Here is a 16358-nt window from a genome sequence, read left to right on the forward strand (position 1 = left end):
GACGCTGTGCTGTTACCGATTCTGGCCATCATCCTGGGGATCGTGCTGCTCCTGTGGAGTGCCGACCGCTTCGTCGAGGGTGCCGCGGCGGTGGCCGGACACCTCGGACTGCCCTCTCTGGTGATCGGCATGGTGATCGTCGGGTTCGGCACCTCGGCCCCTGAAATTGTCGTCTCCATCATGGCGGCCCTGGATGGCAACCCCGACCTGGCACTCGGCAACGCGCTGGGCTCCAACATCTACAACGTTGGCTTGATCATCGGAGTGACGGCGTTGATCGTGCCGATCGCGGTGCATTCGACGATCATCCGCCGTGAACTGCCGCTGCTCTTGCTGTTTGGGACCGTGGCCGGGGTGCTGTTCTGGAACGGCCAGCTCAGCCGACTGGAGTCATTGCTGCTGCTGCTGGGATTCTTCGCCCTGATGGGCTGGACGATCTGGACGGCACTGCGTGGCAAGGATGACCCGCTGGCCGCGGAGACCGAACAGGAGCTCTCCACGCATGCCATGACACTTGGCCGGGCCATCCTGTGGCTCGTGGTTGGCCTGGCCCTGCTATTGGTGAGCTCGCGGATGCTGGTGTGGGGCGCCGTCTCCGTGGCAAGTGCCCTGGGCGTGAGCGATCTGATCATTGGCCTGACCATCGTCGCTCTCGGCACCTCGCTGCCTGAACTGGCGTCATCGATTGCCGCGGTACGCAAGGGAGAACACGATATCGCCATGGGCAATGTCGTCGGCTCCTGCATGTTCAATCTTCTGGCGGTGGTGGGTATCGCCGGTGTCATCGCACCGATGGAAGCCCTTTCAGCGGATATCATGCTGCGTGACTGGCCGGTGATGATGGCGATGATCGTGAGCCTGTTCGTCATGGGCTATGGGTTTCGCGGCGAGGGGCGCATCAATCGCATCGAGGCCAGCGCACTGCTGCTGGGGCTGGTGGTCTACAATGGCTGGCTGGTCAACGCCGTGCTAACAGCCTGATCAGTTATGGAACACCAGGGCGGGTGAGAGTTTACGTTACGAATTTTGGCTCTCGAGCCTGGAGTCCGATCCCCATCATGCCCGGCCCCACCTGCTGACTAGAGTCGTGACGCACAAATTGCCCCGCCAACAGACGGGGCACTTCGATGGCGAGAACGAGAGTTACTTAGCTGCTAGTATCCTCTTCTTGATCATCAAGGATGACGATGGAATCTGCCATCAGCTCCATGTTTTCCACAAGGTCGGTATCCAGATCACCGGTCACCGTGACGAGATCGCCTTCGTTGATCTGTTGGAACCCTTTTTCATCGAGAGGATCGTAACTCAGGGAAGTGGTATCGACTGTCATCTGCTGGAGATCCGTGTCGATGGTGAATTCGAACTCGCTGGCACTGGTGACGGTGCCTGTGAGCTCCATATACGCCGGGACGATGGGTGTCACGACGTTGTAACGTAGATCTTCCTCATCGGCACTGTCGGCGTAGAAGTAGGAGCCCAGACTCTCGACGTAGACGCTCCCAGCCTCGATCTTGGCCATTTCGGCTATCCCGTCATCTACCTTGCCATAGACCGTGACCTTGTCACCCTCGATGAGCCCATATCCATCTTTTTCGTACCAACTCCAGTCATCCATCTCGACCGTGATAGTGCCTTTCCCGTAATCTAGAACGAAGCTGCTGGGGCCGGTATCCACGGCGGTACCGCTCAAGTTGATCCAGGTGTCATCGGGTTTGGTATAGGGCGATTCCGCAGCGAGTACCATGACCGGTGCCATGGTGGCAGCAGCCGTGATAGTGAGCATGAATGCCATCCGAGTCTTTTGCATTTTCATGAAAAAACCTCCATTACGTTGATCGAACACAGCATTGATCTCGCGTTTCAGTAATGGGCCAGTTCGAAACCCATACGCACAGCATCAGGGCCAAACATTAATCGAACCTTAGCGGTACGAAGATCGGTTGCTTTCTGGATTCTCGGCATGCGGCATGCGGCATGCGGTGGGCGGTTCGGTGTAATGTTGGGCAGACTCGGCCACCTCCGGGATGCTAAGGTGAGTTCTATCCCCAATCACCCTGCTCTCAAGAGTGAACGACGTGCGAATTCTGGTCGTGGAAGACGATGACATTCTTGGCGATGGCCTCTGCGAGGGGTTGCGGCAGGACGGACATACCGTCGATTGGTTGACCGATGGTCGTGTGGCTGAACAGGCGTTGGAAGCCGATACTTTCGATACCATCGTGCTGGACTTGTCCCTTCCTGGTCGCTCTGGCCTTGATATCCTCGCTTCATGGCGTCGGTCGCAGCATCTCACGCCCGTGCTGGTATTGACTGCCCGTGAAGGCACGCGGGATTGCATTGCGGCCCTGGATCTGGGTGCCGATGACTATGTGGTCAAACCCGTCGACCTGGCAGAACTCGAAGCCCGGTTGCGCGCGTTGCTGCGTCGCGCCACAGGCCATGCCGATAACCGTCTGTCGTGTGGCACCCTGACTCTGGATCGTGCCGATCACATGGTCTGGTGCGCTGACGAGGTTGTTGATCTGTCGGCCTACGAATTTGTCGTGCTCGAGGCGTTGCTGGAGCGGCCAGGCCGAGTCGTCAGCCGGGAGCAGCTCGAGTCACGCCTCTATGGCTGGGGCGATGGTCCGGAGAGCAACAGCCTGCATGTCCTGATCCACAAGCTGCGTTCGCATATTGGTGCGTCTCGTATCGAGACGGTTCGCGGCCTTGGTTATCGGATCGTGTCATGAAGCCGCTAATCAGCTGGAAAAGGATCACCATCGGGTTGCACGCACGGCTGATCCTATGGCTGCTGGCGTTGCTGGGTACGCTCTGGGTGGTGCTCTGGTCGAACACCACAAGCACCGTGAAGGATACGGCATCCCAGGACATCGACCAGCGCCTGAAGACCACCGCGACCCTGCTGCTGGGCCTCTATACTCGACAAGCGCCTGATAAGGCATCCCGCGATCAAGCGCCGGCAATCGAGCCATCTCGTGGGGTCGTGCTGACGATCCCATCGACGCTGGGGCGGGAGACACCGCTTAGCTTCGAGATCATCTCGCTCGACACGGGCATTCTGGCAACCACACCCGACTTCCCGGGTGCCGCCCGAGACTCGTCACCGGGTTTCGAGGACAGGACCATCGAAGACCAGCAATGGCGCATCTTTACTCTGGCTGATCGGCGACAGCGCCTCGTCAGCCGTGCAGCGATCTTGCAATCCAATGGCACGACCAGAGCCGACAACCTTCAACGTGATTTTGCCTCACCTCTCATCTGGCTGCTGCCCGTCTTCGCCATGCTGGCGGTATTCTCTGTGTGGCGAGGTCTGGCTCCTCTGCGACGCCTCGAGAAAGCCATCGCCGTTCAGGATCCACTGGCACCCAGCCCACTGGATATCGATCCGGCGCAAGTCCCCAGTGAACTCCGCCCACTGATCATTACGCTTGACCGCTTGATGCAGAAGGTAAAGGAAGTGTTGACGCGTCAACGCGCCTTTACTGCCGCTGCCGGGCATGAACTGCGCACTCCGCTGGCCGGATGCCGGGCCCAACTCCAGGTCGCGCGTCGAAGCCAGGACGTTGACAAGCGGCAAGGTGCCATCGACAAGGCTCAACACTCTGTCGATCATATGTCGGCCCTGGTCGAGCAGTTGCTGCTGCTCGCTCGACTCGACCCGGCTGCGCCACCACCGGACATGGAACCCCTGGACCTCGGCCATCTGGTTCGTCAAATTGTCGATAATGTCGTTGCGTCCAATCCCGATATCCGGTTTCGCATGCAAGGCATCGATCGGCCGCTTTTTGTTCAGGGCAATCCCACCTTGCTCGACACGCTGATCGCCAATCTGCTGACCAACGCGATACGGTTTTCCCTGCCACAGGGAAGGGTTGACGTAAGCCTGGCCAGGCAGTGCGACCAGGCCATTATTCGGGTCATCGACCAGGGCCCCGGTATCCCACTGAAGGAGCGAGACAAGGTCTTCGATCCTTTTTATCATTGTGAACGCGACGCATCAGGTAAGAGCGGCAACGGACTGGGTTTGGCGATTGTTCAGGCAGTAGCGAATGCCCATGGCGGGTGGGCCGAGGTCGTTGCTCCCGACGAAGGCGGGACCGAATTTCGAATCTACCTTCCCTTGGCGATCTCGACGGTTTGACGGAACTTTTCAGCCTCCATACAGGACCAACGGTCGCTGTTATCCTTCAACCACTCGATGCGACAGGAGCCACTCGTGATACCCAAGACTCGAACGCTTTCCTGGTTGTTGATGCTGGGACTGTTCCTTATGGCCGCACAGCCTGCTATTGCACAACAGCAATTGCCTGACTTCACAGAGCTTGTCGAAAAGGCCGCGCCGGCGGTGGTCAACATCTCCACCACCCGCGAGGTCGAGAGGGCCATGACCTCCTCCCGGCAATTCGGCGGGCAGGAGGTGCCGGAGATCTTTCGCCACTTCTTCGGCGACCGCCTACCGATGCCGCCTGATGGCGGGCCCAATCGCGGTGACGAGCCGCGTCGGTCACTGGGGTCGGGCTTCATCTTCGATGAAGATGGCTACATCATGACCAACGCCCACGTGGTCAAGGAGGCCGACGAGATCCTGGTGCGCCTCAACGACCGCCGCGAGCTCGAGGCGGAGCTTATCGGTGCAGACGAAAAGACCGACGTGGCGGTGCTCAAGATCAAGGCGGACAACCTGCCGACCCTGGACCTGGGTGAGTCCACCGACCTCAAGGTCGGTCAGTGGGTCGCCGCCATCGGCTCGCCCTTCGGCTTCGACCACTCCGTGACCTCCGGGATCATCAGCGCCATCAACCGCACCCTGCCCCAGGATGTCTACGTTCCCTTCATCCAGACCGATGTGGCGATCAACCCGGGCAACTCGGGCGGACCGCTGTTCAACCTGGATGGCGAGGTCGTGGGCATCAACTCTCAGATCCTCACCCGCAGTGGCGGCTACATGGGTCTGTCCTTTGCCATCCCCATCGATGTGGCACTGGATGTCGCCAATCAACTGCGTGAAGAGGGCTATGTGAGTCGCGGCTGGCTCGGCGTCAGCATTCAGCCGGTGTCCAAGGACCTGGCAGAGTCCTTCGGCATGGAGCAGGCCGAGGGCGCCTTGATCGCCGAGCTCGAGCCCAGCGGCCCCGCGGCCGATAGCGGCCTTCAGGCAGGCGATGTCATCCTCGAGGTGAACGGCCAGGAAGTGGATCGTTCCACCACCCTGCCACGCCTGATCGGTGAGACGGTACCCGGCGAAGACGTTGAGCTCTCCGTTCTGCGCGACGGCCAGCAGGAGACCATCACGGTGGAGGTTGGTGAGTGGCCAAATGCCGGCCCTGATCAATCCGACGGCGACTCGGTTCGACTGGGTATCGCGGTTCAGCCGTTGAATGACACGGAGAAGCGTCGGCTCGGTATCGAGCACGGGGTTCGCATCGCCCAGGTCGATCCGACCGGCCACGCCGCTGCCGCCGGCATTCGTCCCGGTGATGTGCTGGTCAGCCTGGGCCAGCAGCCGGTAGAGAGCCCGGATCAGCTGAAGGAGATGCTCACCACCCTGCCGGACGATCAAACAGTGCCTGTCCTGCTCAACCGAGATGGCCGCGGCTACTTCGTGGCCTTGCAGTTGGGCAATGGTAATTGACAGTGACTGAGTGACCCTGAATTCACCGTTACTTTCGCCCCGGCGACCAGGATCGTCGGGGTGTTTTTATCTCTGGCAAAAGGACAACAGCATGGCGCTATTCGACAGGGACCGACGCGACGATAACGCACGCACACGGCGCTTCTACGCCGCCTGGGAGCTGATTTACACTTTCGTCGACTTCGGTGCAGCAATAGCCTTCCTGGTTGGCTCTGTACTGTTCCTGTACGAGAGCCTTCACACGAGTGCGACCTGGTGTTTCATCGTCGGCTCGGTCCTGTTTGCCTTCAAACCCACCATCCGTACCTGGCGTGATATCAGGCTGGCTTCGATGGGGGATGTGGAAGATCTCGAGAAGAAAGAGGAGATGAACTGAACTCTCTTGTGACGACTTGATCCACCTTGCCTTTGTCATGACCGAGGTGGTGCTTTGACGATCGCCAGTTCAATGCCGTCACCCCCTTGCCCTGGCTACGACTACAGAAGAAAGGGGTGAACAGGCGCACGAACTCGTCATGGGGAATGCCGGGCCCTCATCGCAGACCCCCATGCGGGCGCATTCGCCCTGATGCTCCAGCAACGCCTCGAGCACGACAAATTCGTAGGCAGACAGATCAACAACCTCGTCGGCGCACCAGACCATCTGATCGGCACGATCCAGAATCAGGGTGCCACATGACAGACGGTTATCGGCATGGTCGGTGGCGCGACGCAGCAACGCGCGCAATCGGGCTTCGAGTTCCGCCAGATCGACGGGTTTGACCACATAGTCATCGGCACCCAGATGCAGGGCGGCAATTCAATCCCGGGGGCCTTCACGGGCAGCCAGTACCAGCACGGGCGTGAGATGCTGCGACCGACGCCATGAGGCGAGGATATCAAGGCCCGAGCGGCCAGGAAGGGACAAGTCCAGTACAACGGTATCGAACCCATCGGCTTCCAGCGCCTGCTCGGCTACACAACCGGCGGTCAACTAATCGACGGTATGCCCGTCCTGGCGCAATCCCTCGCAGAGGGCATCGCCAAGAATGTTATCGTCTTCCACCAGCAGGATACGCAATGGGATTTCCTCAAGGCCGAAGTCTACCTGTCTGGCAGGGCGGTTGTTTACTATCTTAGCACTGGACAGAGGCGATTATCCTACCCAGCGCTAAGGTTCAGTTAATCTTAGCGGCTGATCTTAGCGGTGTCAGGAGGGCAGCCTGCCCGGGAACTGACGCGCAAAAGCTTGTTCAGCCATGAAAGGAGAGAGCGTCATGCGTAAAGAAGTGATGTTGGGATTAGCACTAGCATTGAGTTCAACGGCTGCCTTTGCCTCGTTCAGCAGCATGGATGTCAACGATGATGGCCAGCTGAACAAGGACGAGTTCTATGGAGCCTCGTTCAGCCTCCAAGATGCTAATGATGATAGCCAGCTGAGCAAGGATGAATTTTACGGTACCTTGGCCGATGTCGGAACCTATTCCGACTGGGATCTCAATGACGATGGCTTTTTGGATGAAGACGAATTCGCCGAGTTGGACGTCGACTGGGATTACGATACCTGGGACGCCGATGCCGATGGCTTTGTCGACTCAGGGGAAGTCTATGAAGGCATCTACACCAACTACGATGCCAATGAGGATGGTCATTGGAATGAGGCCGAGTGGGATGATGCCGGTGAGGCTGGCGTCTTCGATTTCTAAGAAGAGCATCCGGGTCGGCACCTAAGCGACCCTTCGATGAATTCAAAAACATTGAATTGATGCCCGATGCCGTCATCATTCTCGGTGACAATGAGGAAAATGACGGTATCTGATCTAAACTCGAGAAAACGTCCTGAGCGGCCCTGTCTCCGGCAGGGCCGCTTTTTTTAAGATGCGACACTCATCCTGATACTGGGAGGAGTAACGGACCAGCATATCGGTGACAGCGTCAGCCATGTACGCTTCATGGCAGCGTAGCGGCTGCCTTTAAGAAACGGGCAATGTTTCGGAACGAACCTTTTTTAAAACCCAGCAGCGGATGGGCGATTGCGCAAATGAACCTGCGGGAGAACGGGCAGATGAAATCAACAACAAAGAATTACTTGACAGAACCCTATTGATGCACGTCTCTGTAAAAGACGATCTTTTTTCGGTGACGGAGCTTCGTAACTCTTATGATTGAGCAAATACAGAACATTATCGATACCTGGACCGGGTTGGGCATCTGGCTGGCGCTGGTGGCTGCCAGCGTGGTCTGGGTCATTTATGATCTGCGTACAAAAAACAGCCATATTGCGTCAATGATGCAGTGGGTCTGGGGGTTAACCGTCCTCTATTCCGGCCCGATTGGCGTGCTGATCTACCGCTACTCCGGGCGCAAACAGATATCGACTGACAGCCTCGCCCGGAAGGGCTTTCGCTCCGTGGCGCACTGCTATTCTGGGTGCGGCATTGGCGAGGTCCTCGGCGTGATTATCTCGGTTGGGCTCTTTGCGATGGGCAATTTCTGGGCCGCCATTATCACATTCGCACTGGCCTACATCTTCGGCTTTGCCCTCAACATCGGGCCGATGATGCAGAATGGAATGGCCTTCAAAGAGGCTTTTTAAGGTGCCTTTCTGGCGGAAACCACCAGCATTGTGGTGATGGAATCGGTGGCCATCACCACTGACCTGTATCTGGGTGGCCAGTCGACCATGGGCGATGCGCTGTTCTGGTCATCGCTTTACGTATCGCTGACACTTGGGCTCTTTGCCGCGTGGCCCGCCAACCTGCTGCTGATTCGGTATGGCCTGAAAGGCGGCATGGGCGACCCCAGGAATGAGGAGCAGTCCGCCCACTGCCACTGATTAAGGATCGACACTGGCCGATGATTGAGGGGCTGGAATGGCTGGTTAGGTTGCGACCACTGTCGCAGAATTTGACGTTGAGCGTAGAACAGTCCGGGTGAAAGGTGATGGTCGCTATATTATCTTGCACAGCAGTGGTTTGAAGAACTTTAGGGTGACGGGTCTCACGGATTCAGATGCTTTAAATCAGGAGTGAAAGCTTTTAAAACATTTATGTGAAACAGGTCCGATTGACGCCAAAACCAGAAATGAACTATGCTAAAATGGGATAAACGACAAGGAGTTAATCATGAAGCTACATGGCATAACTGTATCGACTCTATCGCTTGCTATCATGTCCATCAACATGCTGACGGCTCAGGCCGCGCAGAATCAGGATGACCCTCGCCCTTTGGATGAATGGAGTTACGATGCGCTTTATCAAGAAGGAGGCATCCGGGTCGAGAACTTGCTGAGTGCCAAGGCGATAGGTGCTACAGGTAATGTGGTTGGTTCGATCGAGAATGTTATTTTGGATGAAGAAAACCAGATTGTGACCCTCATCGCTGAGGTCGGTGGCATGTGGGAGAGCGGCGACAGGCACGTTTCCATTCCATGGGAAGAGGCTGAACTTATTAAAGAAGGCGTTCGCGTGCCGGTTCGAGAAGACAACATTGAAGATTACAACCTGTTCAACAATGAGTATGTCGACGAGGCTTATATCTTCAAGGCAGATCTTGAGCAAAGCACTCCGGTGGAAGGCGATGTCATGACGGGGCCGCGTATCTGGAAGGTCACCGACATCATCGATGATTTTGCCAGCCTCGGTGAGGAAACTGGGATAGGCTATATCACGGATGCGCTTTTCACCCGAGATGGCGTGATGCAGGCCATTGTTGTGAAGCCTTCGAGCGCTGAATTCGGCAAAGGTCCCTATGCTTATCCTTTCTACGGCCATCCGGATGACTGGTTGCCGAGTGCCATGCACTATGAGCTTCCTTACTCAAAGGAAGCGCTCTCAGATATGCCGGCCTTCACGTACAAAAAATATAATAGTTTCTGGAAAGACTGATTGATTCCATTGATGAACCATAGACATGGTGGACTGACCTGTCCCTCCTCAATGTCGAGGGTTACGTTGAGGTAGGGTCCAGAACACAGAGCCACTATTGAGGGAGGCAGGTCATGACACAGTCTAAGTTTTGTCCGAAAAGTCGGATGTGCGAATTTTTCCTATGTCGCAGCTGCATAGGTGATGTATGGCAGGACGCTACGAGATCTCCGATAACGGCTGGGCCCTCATTGAGGATATCGTGTCACCGCCGCAGGCGACGGGGCGCCCCCGCCGCGATTACCGCCAGGTGTTGAACGGCATCTTCTGGATCCTTTGCTCGGGCGCCAAGTGGCGCGACCTCCCGGAGCGTTACGGCCCTTGAAAAACGGTCTATGACCGCTTCCGACACTGGCGAGATGACGGCACTTTCGAGGCAATCCTGGCTCGCCTACAGCTTCGGCTGCGAGAGGATGGCCTGATGGACCTGGATACGTGGATGATTGACTCGACATCGATCCGCACCACACGGGCAGCCTCTGGAGGTGGCAAAAAAGGGGGGCAGCAAGAACCCGTAGACCATGCCCTAGGACGGAGCCGAGGCGTGCATAGCCACCGCCTCGACTCCACCTAATCCCTTACTCGCCGGCCGTACCCGGGTCATCCACGCGCACTTGAACATAGGACCCCGGCGCCTCCTCGATAGGCGGGTATTCCTCGCTGCCGGGTTCGCGGGCGGGCACCTGGCCGCCGGCATGGCGCTTGAGCCACTGGCGCCACTCCGGCCACCAGGAGCCCTCGTGGTGAGTGGCCGATTCCAGCCAGCGGTCGGGGTCGTTGGGCAGGTGGCCGTAGCTCCAGTAGCCGTACTTCCCTGAGTCGGCCGGATTGATGACGCCCGCAATATGGCCGGAGCCCCCGAGGATGAAGCGGGGTCGGCCGCCCAGCAGGTGTGCTCCGCGATAGCTGGATTGCCAGGGGGCGATATGATCCTTCTCGGTGGCCACGAAGAACGCGGGGATGTTCACCTTGCTCAGATCGATGGCTTCGCCCGCCAGGGTAATGCCCCCGGGTTCGGCGAGGCGGTTATTCAGGTACATGTTGCGCAGGTAGAAGCTCTGCATGCGCCGTGGCATGCGGGTGGAGTCGGAGTTCCAGTAGAGCAGGTCGAAGGCCTGCGGCTTCTTGCCGAGCAGGTAGTTGTTGATCACGAAGCCCCAGATCAGATCGGCGGACTGCAGCAGGTTGAAGGCGTTGGCCAGGTGCGTACCCTCCAGATAGCCGCGCTGGGCCATGTGATGCTCCATGTAGCGGACCTGCTCCTCGTCGATGAACACCTCCAGTGGCCCCACATCGCTGAAGTCGAGCAGGGTGGTGAAGAAGGTGGCACTGTGCACCCGCTTATCCTCCCGGGCGGCCTGATGCGCCAGGGTGCTGGCCAGCAGGGTGCCGCCGATGCAGTAGCCGATGGTGTTGAGGGTGTCCTCGCCGGTGATCTCGCCCACCACATCCATGGCCTTGAGGGTGCCCCGGGTGAGGTAGTCGTCGAAGGCCACCTCGGCGTAGCGCTCGTCCGGATTGACCCACGAGATGATGAAGACCGTGATGCCCTGTTCGACGGCCCAGCGGATGAACGAGCGCTTCGGCGTCAGGTCCAGGATGTAGAACTTGTTGATCCAGGGCGGGACGATCAACAGCGGCCGGCGGTCGACCGCCTCGGTGGTGGGTGAGTACTGGATGAGCTGCATCAGCTCATTCTGGTAGACGACCTTGCCCGGCGTCGCCGCGATGTCCTTGCCCAGTTCCAGCCCGGTCGAGTCGCTCTGCGTGATGCGCAGCAACCCCTCGCCTCGCGCCATGTCCTCCATCAGGTTGGCCAGCCCCTGCAACAGGTTGGCGCCGCCGGTGCGCACCGTGGCCTCGATGACCTCCGGGTTGGTGGTGGCGAAGTTGCTGGGGGCGAGGGCGTCGATCAGCTGACGGGCATAGAACTCGACCTTGGCTCGCTCGTCGTCGTCCATATCCTCGGTGACTTCATGCACTCCCTTCAGCCACTGCTCGGCAGTCAGCTGGTAGGCCTGGCGGAGCGTGTCGAAGAAGAGGTTCTCTTCCCAGCTCTTGCCCTTGAATCGCTTGTCCCGCGGAGCGGCATCGAGGGGCGATGAGGGCGTCTTGCCGGACAGGCGCTGCATGGCGTTCTGCCAGAGGGTGGTATAGCCCTCCCACAGCTGCTGCTGGAGTTCCAGGGCCTGTTGCGGATGGAGCAGGAACTGCTGGTTCAGACTGGCGAGCGATTTGGCCGCGACCGCCGGGTCGGGCATGGTGAAGGAATCTCCGCGTGTCTGGCGCTCTAGCCAGCCCTTCCAGGCCCGGGACGACCCGGTCGACAGTCGCTCTAGTGCCTCGGCATAGCGCTGCGCCAGCTCGTCCGGCGATGCCTCTTTGGGTGGTTTCGCCTGATCGCCTGACGTTGCTGAAGACGGTTTCTTGTCATTCATTGCCTTGTCCCCTGATAAGTGCTCCGCGATAGCGGTCTTGTTCAACCCGAGCGGAGACAGATCGACGTGGCAGGATCGATACGCTGCCCCTATCTGCCGCCCCCCCATCTGCCGCCACTACGGTGTCAGTATCGTAGGCGCTGGGTGAGACGCAACCGTTCATGTCCGAACGCGTTGATAGCCGCGGTTCTGGCGACTTCCGCAATGGCGATTTTTGGTTCTTCGAACTCGCCGAGCGGGCGGATCTCGCAGCAGGGGGCCACGCTTCGGATGATCTCCTTGACCACCGGGTTCGGCTGGGCCTCCATGGCATCGCGGCTGGCCGGCCTGGCCCAGTGGGCGAAGGCAACCAGGACGGTGGGGCCGGCACGGTGGGTTGCCCCGAAGCAGGGAAGCCGTCCACTGAGCCGGAGCAACGCCCAGTTTTTGCGCCGGGCTACCTTTGTCACTTACGTTGAAAGTGCTTTGTGGGACCTGGCGTCCCATCCACCGGTGCAGGGAGGAGCATGTGAGCGATAGCGATCTTGGACTGATGGATGCCGGTCAGCTGGCTGCTCTCTTCGAGTCTGGCGAGGCGTCGCCGCTCGAGGCGACACGGGCGGCCTTCGAGCGTATCGACCGCTTCAATGATGCCGTGAATGCCTACGTGTATCTGGACCGGGAAGGGGCCGAGGCGGCGGCCCGCGATTCTGCCCGGCGCTGGAACCAGGGGCAGCCGCTGAGCCCCATCGATGGCGTGCCGGTCTCGATCAAGGACTTGACGGAGGTGGCCGGGATGCCTTCGAGCCTGGGGTCCTTGACGGCGCCAGACACCGCCAGCGAGCGGGATGCGCCTCCGGCTCGAATGCTGCGCGAGGCGGGGGCGGTGATGCTGGGCAAGACCAATACCCCCGAGTTCGGCTGGAAGGCGGTGACCGACAACCGGGTCTTCGGCGCCACGGCCAACCCCTGGGACACGCGGCTGACGCCGGGTGGGTCGTCCGGTGGGGCCGCGGCGGCGGCGGCGCTCAACATGGGCGTGCTGCATCAGGGAGGGGATTCCGGGGGCTCCATCCGGATCCCGGCGTCCTTCACCGGGGTGTTCGGTTTCAAGCCCACCTTCGGCTGGACGCCGCAGTGGCCGCCGAGCACCGAGCCGACCCTCTCGCACCTTGGCCCCCTGACTCGTTCGGTGACCGATGCCGTTCGCATGCTCAACGTGATAGGGCGCTACGATTTTCGCGATCCCTATGCCGTGCTTGGCCAGCCCGAGGATTGGGGGATGGAGCTTCATCAGGGGCTGCGCGGCCTGCGTATCACCTATTCGCCGGATCTGGGTTTTGCCCGGGTCGACGCTCAGGTCGCCGAGCGAGTGCGCAAGGCGGCACACCGGCTTACGCTGCTGGGTGCCGAGGTCGAGGAGGTAGACCCCGATATCGCCTCTCCGCTGGATACCTTCAAGAAGCTCTGGTCCACCGCGTCGCTGGTGGTCTGGGAAGGGCTGGATGAGCGACAGCGCGAGCTGCTCGACCCGGGGCTGGTGGCCGATGCCCACCGCGCCGACGAGTGGCGTGCCGTCGACCTGTTCTGTGCCTTGACCGAACGGGCCCGGCTGACCGAGCGGCTCGAGCACTTCAACCAGCGCTACCATCTGCTGATGACGCCCTCGGTGACGATCCCGCCCTTTGCGCTGAATCACAACGTCCCGCCCGGCAGCGGCATGCACGACTGGGAGGAGTGGGCCGGTTTCTCCTACCCCTTCAATCTCAGCCAGCAGCCGGCCGCCTCGGTGCCCTGCGGTTTTACCGATGACGGCCTGCCGGTCGGTTTTCAGCTGGCGGGCGGCAAGCATGACGATGTGCGGGTGCTACGCGTCTGCCACGCCTTCATGACGGCGTATCCCACGCGCTTTCCCGAATGCCCCGATCCCAACAAGTAGTTTCGAGGCTGAAGGCGCAACAAAGAACCCTTCACCCTGAGGTCCCGGCTTCAATGGGCGCCAGACTGGCGACGTGGGTTCTTTAGCACGCTGCTGGTAGCGACATTAGCGAGCTATCCGGGTCTGGTCTCAGGCGGCATCACCACCCACTCGGGCTCCTCGAATTCGCCGAGTGGGCGTATCTCGCAGCAGGGGGCCGCGCTTCGGATGATCTCCTTGACCACCGGGTCGTGCTGCGCCTCCATGGCATCGCGGCTGGCCTTGCTGTCCCAGTGGGCGATGGCGATCAGGGTGGTGGGGTCGCCGATCTTGCGATGCAGCTCGGTGCCTCGTGCCCCCGGCGCCTGCTGGATGCGCTCGCTGGCGCGTACCCAGGCCTCGGCGTAGTCCTCGGTGGTGTAGCCTTCGCGGATGTGCACCTCGAAGATGTATTTCATGGCGCCTCTTCTCCTCTCCTCCTCGGTTTCCTGATCAGTGTATCCCGCTACCGGCGTGCCTTCGCCCCGCACGGGGTGGCATGTGCTGCGGGTATTTCCGGCTGCTTCTTGATAAGGGATTGATCATTTGCGCCCAGGCCGCCAGGATGGCGGCCTTTTGCGTGGTGCGCCAGGCATGGCGCGCAGCGCCTGACTGGCGCTGTTCCCGAGGGTGGTGCCTCGGGATGACTTGGGGGTGAAAGTCCCCTGCACGCCCGGCAAGGGGAAGTGCTAGCCGACGGCAAGGGTGTCTCCCGCGAGGGGGAATCTGAAGGCAGCCCGAGGCAAAACGCTGGCCTGACGAACAGGAAGCGGATACGAGGCGGCATGGCGGGGTGAGGTGGCACGAATCACCGAAGCCCGGTACTTGCACGGAACGCCATGGCGTAAATCCGACAGGCATAAGCGGGAAGGTCGCGCGTCTTACCCTGGGAGGTCTGGTGGTCTGCCACGGTGCTACCGGCGTCGAGAGGCGACGGGATGGGCCACCAGACGTCAGCAGAGGCCATAGTAAGTGCCGATTCACCCCGGCACCAAGGGCCGAACATGAAGAACCGCGAGTAGGCGATGACGTCTCGAGGATCGATCATGAAGACAGAAACTGGCGCTGATACCGTCACCCACCCAGAGGGGCAGGGGCAGTACCCCGAGTCCCGGCCGGTGGGCGTCGAGACGGTCCCGGCGTCGTCATCGTGGACGAAAGCGGAGCCTGACCTGCTCATGGAGGCCGTGGTGGATAAAGCCAACATGGCGCAGGCTTACCGTAAGGTAGTCGCCAACAAGGGCGCGCCGGGTGCCGACGGCATGACGGTGCGCCAACTGGCCGACCACCTGAAGGAGCACTGGCCGACGCTGCGCGAGCGGCTGCTGGCCGGTGAGTACCACCCCAGCCCAATCCGAGCCGTCGAGATTCCCAAGCCCAAGGGCGGGACGCGACAGCTCGGCATCCCCACGGTCAGCGACCGGCTGATCCAGCAGGCGCTGCTCCAGGTGCTGACGCCGATCTTCGATCCGGACTTCTCCGAATCGAGCTACGGCTACCGCCCCAAGCGCAGCGCCCAGCAGGCCGTCTCGGCCATGAAGGCCCATGTCACTGCCGGCCACCGCTGGGTGGTCGACCTCGACCTGGAAGCCTTCTTCGACCGAGTGAACCACGACCTGCTGATGGCACGGGTCGCGCGCCGCGTCCGCGACAAGCGGGTGCTGCGTCTGATCCGCCGCTATCTGGAAGCCGGGATGTTCCAGGACGGCCTGACCGCGCCAAGAAGGCAGGGTACGCCCCAGGGCGGGCCACTTAGCCCATTACTGGCCAATATCCTGCTGGACGACGTGGACAAGGAACTGGAACGCCGCGGCCACCGCTTCTGCCGCTACGCCGACGATATGCAGGTGTACGTCAAGAGTCGACGAGCGGGCGAGCGCGTCATGGCCAGCCTGAGTGATTTTCTCGAGAATTCACTCAGGCTCACGGTCAATCGCGCCAAGAGTGCGGTGGACCGGCCCTGGCACCGGGAATATCTGGGCTACACGCTGACCCGGCATAAACAGCCACGGTTGACCATTGCCAAGGCCAGTTTGCAGCGCCTGATGCAGCGTGTCCGTGAGATCCTCAAGCGCGGCAGAGGGCGACACATCCGGCGAGTCATAGAAGAACTGATCCCGGTCCTGCGGGGCTGGGCCAACTACTTCTCCCTCGTCGATGTGAAGCGCCCACTGGAGGCACTGGATCAGTGGATACGTCGCCGACTGCGCTGCGTGATCTGGCGGCAATGGAAAGGTCCCAAGACCCGGCGCCGGAAACTACAAGCGCTGGGTCTGGATGCCTATCGGGCCTGGAAATCAGCAGGGAATGGGCGAGGCCCCTGGTGGAATGCCGGGGCTTCGCACATGAATCATGCCCTGCCGAATAAGTGGTTCGATCAGCGGGGCCTGATTTCGGTACTCGATACGGTAAGATGGCTTAGTCGTTCTTCATGAACCGCCGTG

The 16358-nt window shown here is 60.2% G+C and carries 14 protein-coding genes and 2 pseudogenes; 11 read left to right on the forward strand and 5 right to left on the reverse strand.

All coding sequences use genetic code 11. The features are described 5' to 3' along the window. Positions 1-6: 6 nt before the first annotated feature. Positions 7-981, forward strand: a complete 975-nt coding sequence (locus tag U5L98_RS03645; RefSeq protein WP_322556985.1) for a calcium/sodium antiporter — start codon at positions 7-9, stop codon at positions 979-981. A gap of 166 nt (positions 982-1147) precedes the next feature. On the opposite strand, the gene U5L98_RS03650 is transcribed toward U5L98_RS03645, so the two are convergent. Then, positions 1148-1813 (reverse strand): hypothetical protein, encoded by a 666-nt coding sequence (locus U5L98_RS03650; RefSeq protein ID WP_322556986.1) that lies wholly within the window; start codon positions 1811-1813, stop codon positions 1148-1150. 262 nt (positions 1814-2075) lie between these two features. Here U5L98_RS03650 and U5L98_RS03655 point away from each other — a divergent pair, with 262 nt between their 5' ends. The 4 genes from U5L98_RS03655 to U5L98_RS03670 all read left to right on the forward strand — a co-directional run bounded on the left by U5L98_RS03655 (position 2076) and on the right by U5L98_RS03670 (position 6011). Next, complete coding sequence (locus U5L98_RS03655) at positions 2076-2732, forward strand: response regulator (protein WP_322556987.1); 657 nt, start codon at positions 2076-2078, stop codon at positions 2730-2732. Next, entirely contained in the window at positions 2729-4144 is a 1416-nt protein-coding gene (locus U5L98_RS03660) for a HAMP domain-containing sensor histidine kinase (RefSeq protein WP_322556988.1), read from the forward strand. The genes U5L98_RS03655 and U5L98_RS03660 overlap by 4 nt, the downstream gene beginning before the upstream one ends. A gap of 75 nt (positions 4145-4219) precedes the next feature. After that, positions 4220-5635 carry a DegQ family serine endoprotease gene (locus U5L98_RS03665; protein WP_322556989.1) on the forward strand — a complete coding sequence of 472 codons (1416 nt, stop codon included), beginning with the start codon at positions 4220-4222 and terminating at the stop codon, positions 5633-5635. 91 nt (positions 5636-5726) lie between these two features. Next, positions 5727-6011, forward strand: a complete 285-nt coding sequence (locus tag U5L98_RS03670) for a YrhK family protein (RefSeq protein WP_322556990.1) — start codon at positions 5727-5729, stop codon at positions 6009-6011. Between the two features lie 78 nt (positions 6012-6089). Here the strand turns inward: U5L98_RS03670 and U5L98_RS03675 are convergent, their stop codons facing one another. Continuing rightward, positions 6090-6401, reverse strand: a complete 312-nt coding sequence (locus U5L98_RS03675) for a hypothetical protein (RefSeq protein WP_322556991.1) — start codon at positions 6399-6401, stop codon at positions 6090-6092. A gap of 33 nt (positions 6402-6434) precedes the next feature. Then, positions 6435-6608, reverse strand: a complete 174-nt coding sequence (locus tag U5L98_RS18660) for a response regulator (RefSeq protein ID WP_416208168.1) — start codon at positions 6606-6608, stop codon at positions 6435-6437. 283 nt (positions 6609-6891) lie between these two features. Between U5L98_RS18660 and U5L98_RS03680 the strand changes: the two genes are divergently transcribed. From U5L98_RS03680 to U5L98_RS03695, 4 genes and pseudogenes are all read left to right on the forward strand, one after another. After that, positions 6892-7320, forward strand: coding sequence for a hypothetical protein (locus tag U5L98_RS03680; protein WP_322556992.1), 429 nt, complete (start codon positions 6892-6894; stop codon positions 7318-7320). 584 nt (positions 7321-7904) lie between these two features. Next, positions 7905-8450 (forward strand): annotated as a pseudogene (locus U5L98_RS03685) (DUF4396 domain-containing protein). Between the two features lie 289 nt (positions 8451-8739). After that, positions 8740-9501 (forward strand): PRC-barrel domain-containing protein, encoded by a 762-nt coding sequence (locus U5L98_RS03690; RefSeq protein ID WP_322556993.1) that lies wholly within the window; start codon positions 8740-8742, stop codon positions 9499-9501. Between the two features lie 187 nt (positions 9502-9688). Then, positions 9689-10084 (forward strand): annotated as a pseudogene (locus U5L98_RS03695) (IS5 family transposase); the annotation flags it as partial. A gap of 34 nt (positions 10085-10118) precedes the next feature. On the opposite strand, the gene U5L98_RS03700 reads toward U5L98_RS03695, so the two are convergent. Beyond that, positions 10119-11978 (reverse strand): class I poly(R)-hydroxyalkanoic acid synthase, encoded by a 1860-nt coding sequence (locus U5L98_RS03700; protein ID WP_322556994.1) that lies wholly within the window; start codon positions 11976-11978, stop codon positions 10119-10121. 508 nt (positions 11979-12486) lie between these two features. Between U5L98_RS03700 and U5L98_RS03705 the strand changes: the two genes are divergently transcribed. Further along, positions 12487-13896 (forward strand): amidase, encoded by a 1410-nt coding sequence (locus tag U5L98_RS03705; protein ID WP_322556995.1) that lies wholly within the window; start codon positions 12487-12489, stop codon positions 13894-13896. 113 nt (positions 13897-14009) lie between these two features. Here U5L98_RS03705 and U5L98_RS03710 read toward each other — a convergent pair whose 3' ends face one another. Then, positions 14010-14333 (reverse strand): antibiotic biosynthesis monooxygenase family protein, encoded by a 324-nt coding sequence (locus U5L98_RS03710; RefSeq protein WP_322556996.1) that lies wholly within the window; start codon positions 14331-14333, stop codon positions 14010-14012. Between the two features lie 627 nt (positions 14334-14960). Between U5L98_RS03710 and ltrA the strand changes: the two genes are divergently transcribed. Continuing rightward, the gene (gene ltrA / locus U5L98_RS03715; RefSeq protein WP_322556997.1) at positions 14961-16349 is read left to right on the forward strand and encodes a group II intron reverse transcriptase/maturase; all 1389 of its coding nucleotides are present in this window, start codon (positions 14961-14963) and stop codon (positions 16347-16349) included. Positions 16350-16358: the final 9 nt, after the last annotated feature.

This window comes from Halomonas sp., from assembly GCF_034520545.1.
GTDB lineage: Bacteria > Pseudomonadota > Gammaproteobacteria > Pseudomonadales > Halomonadaceae > Halomonas.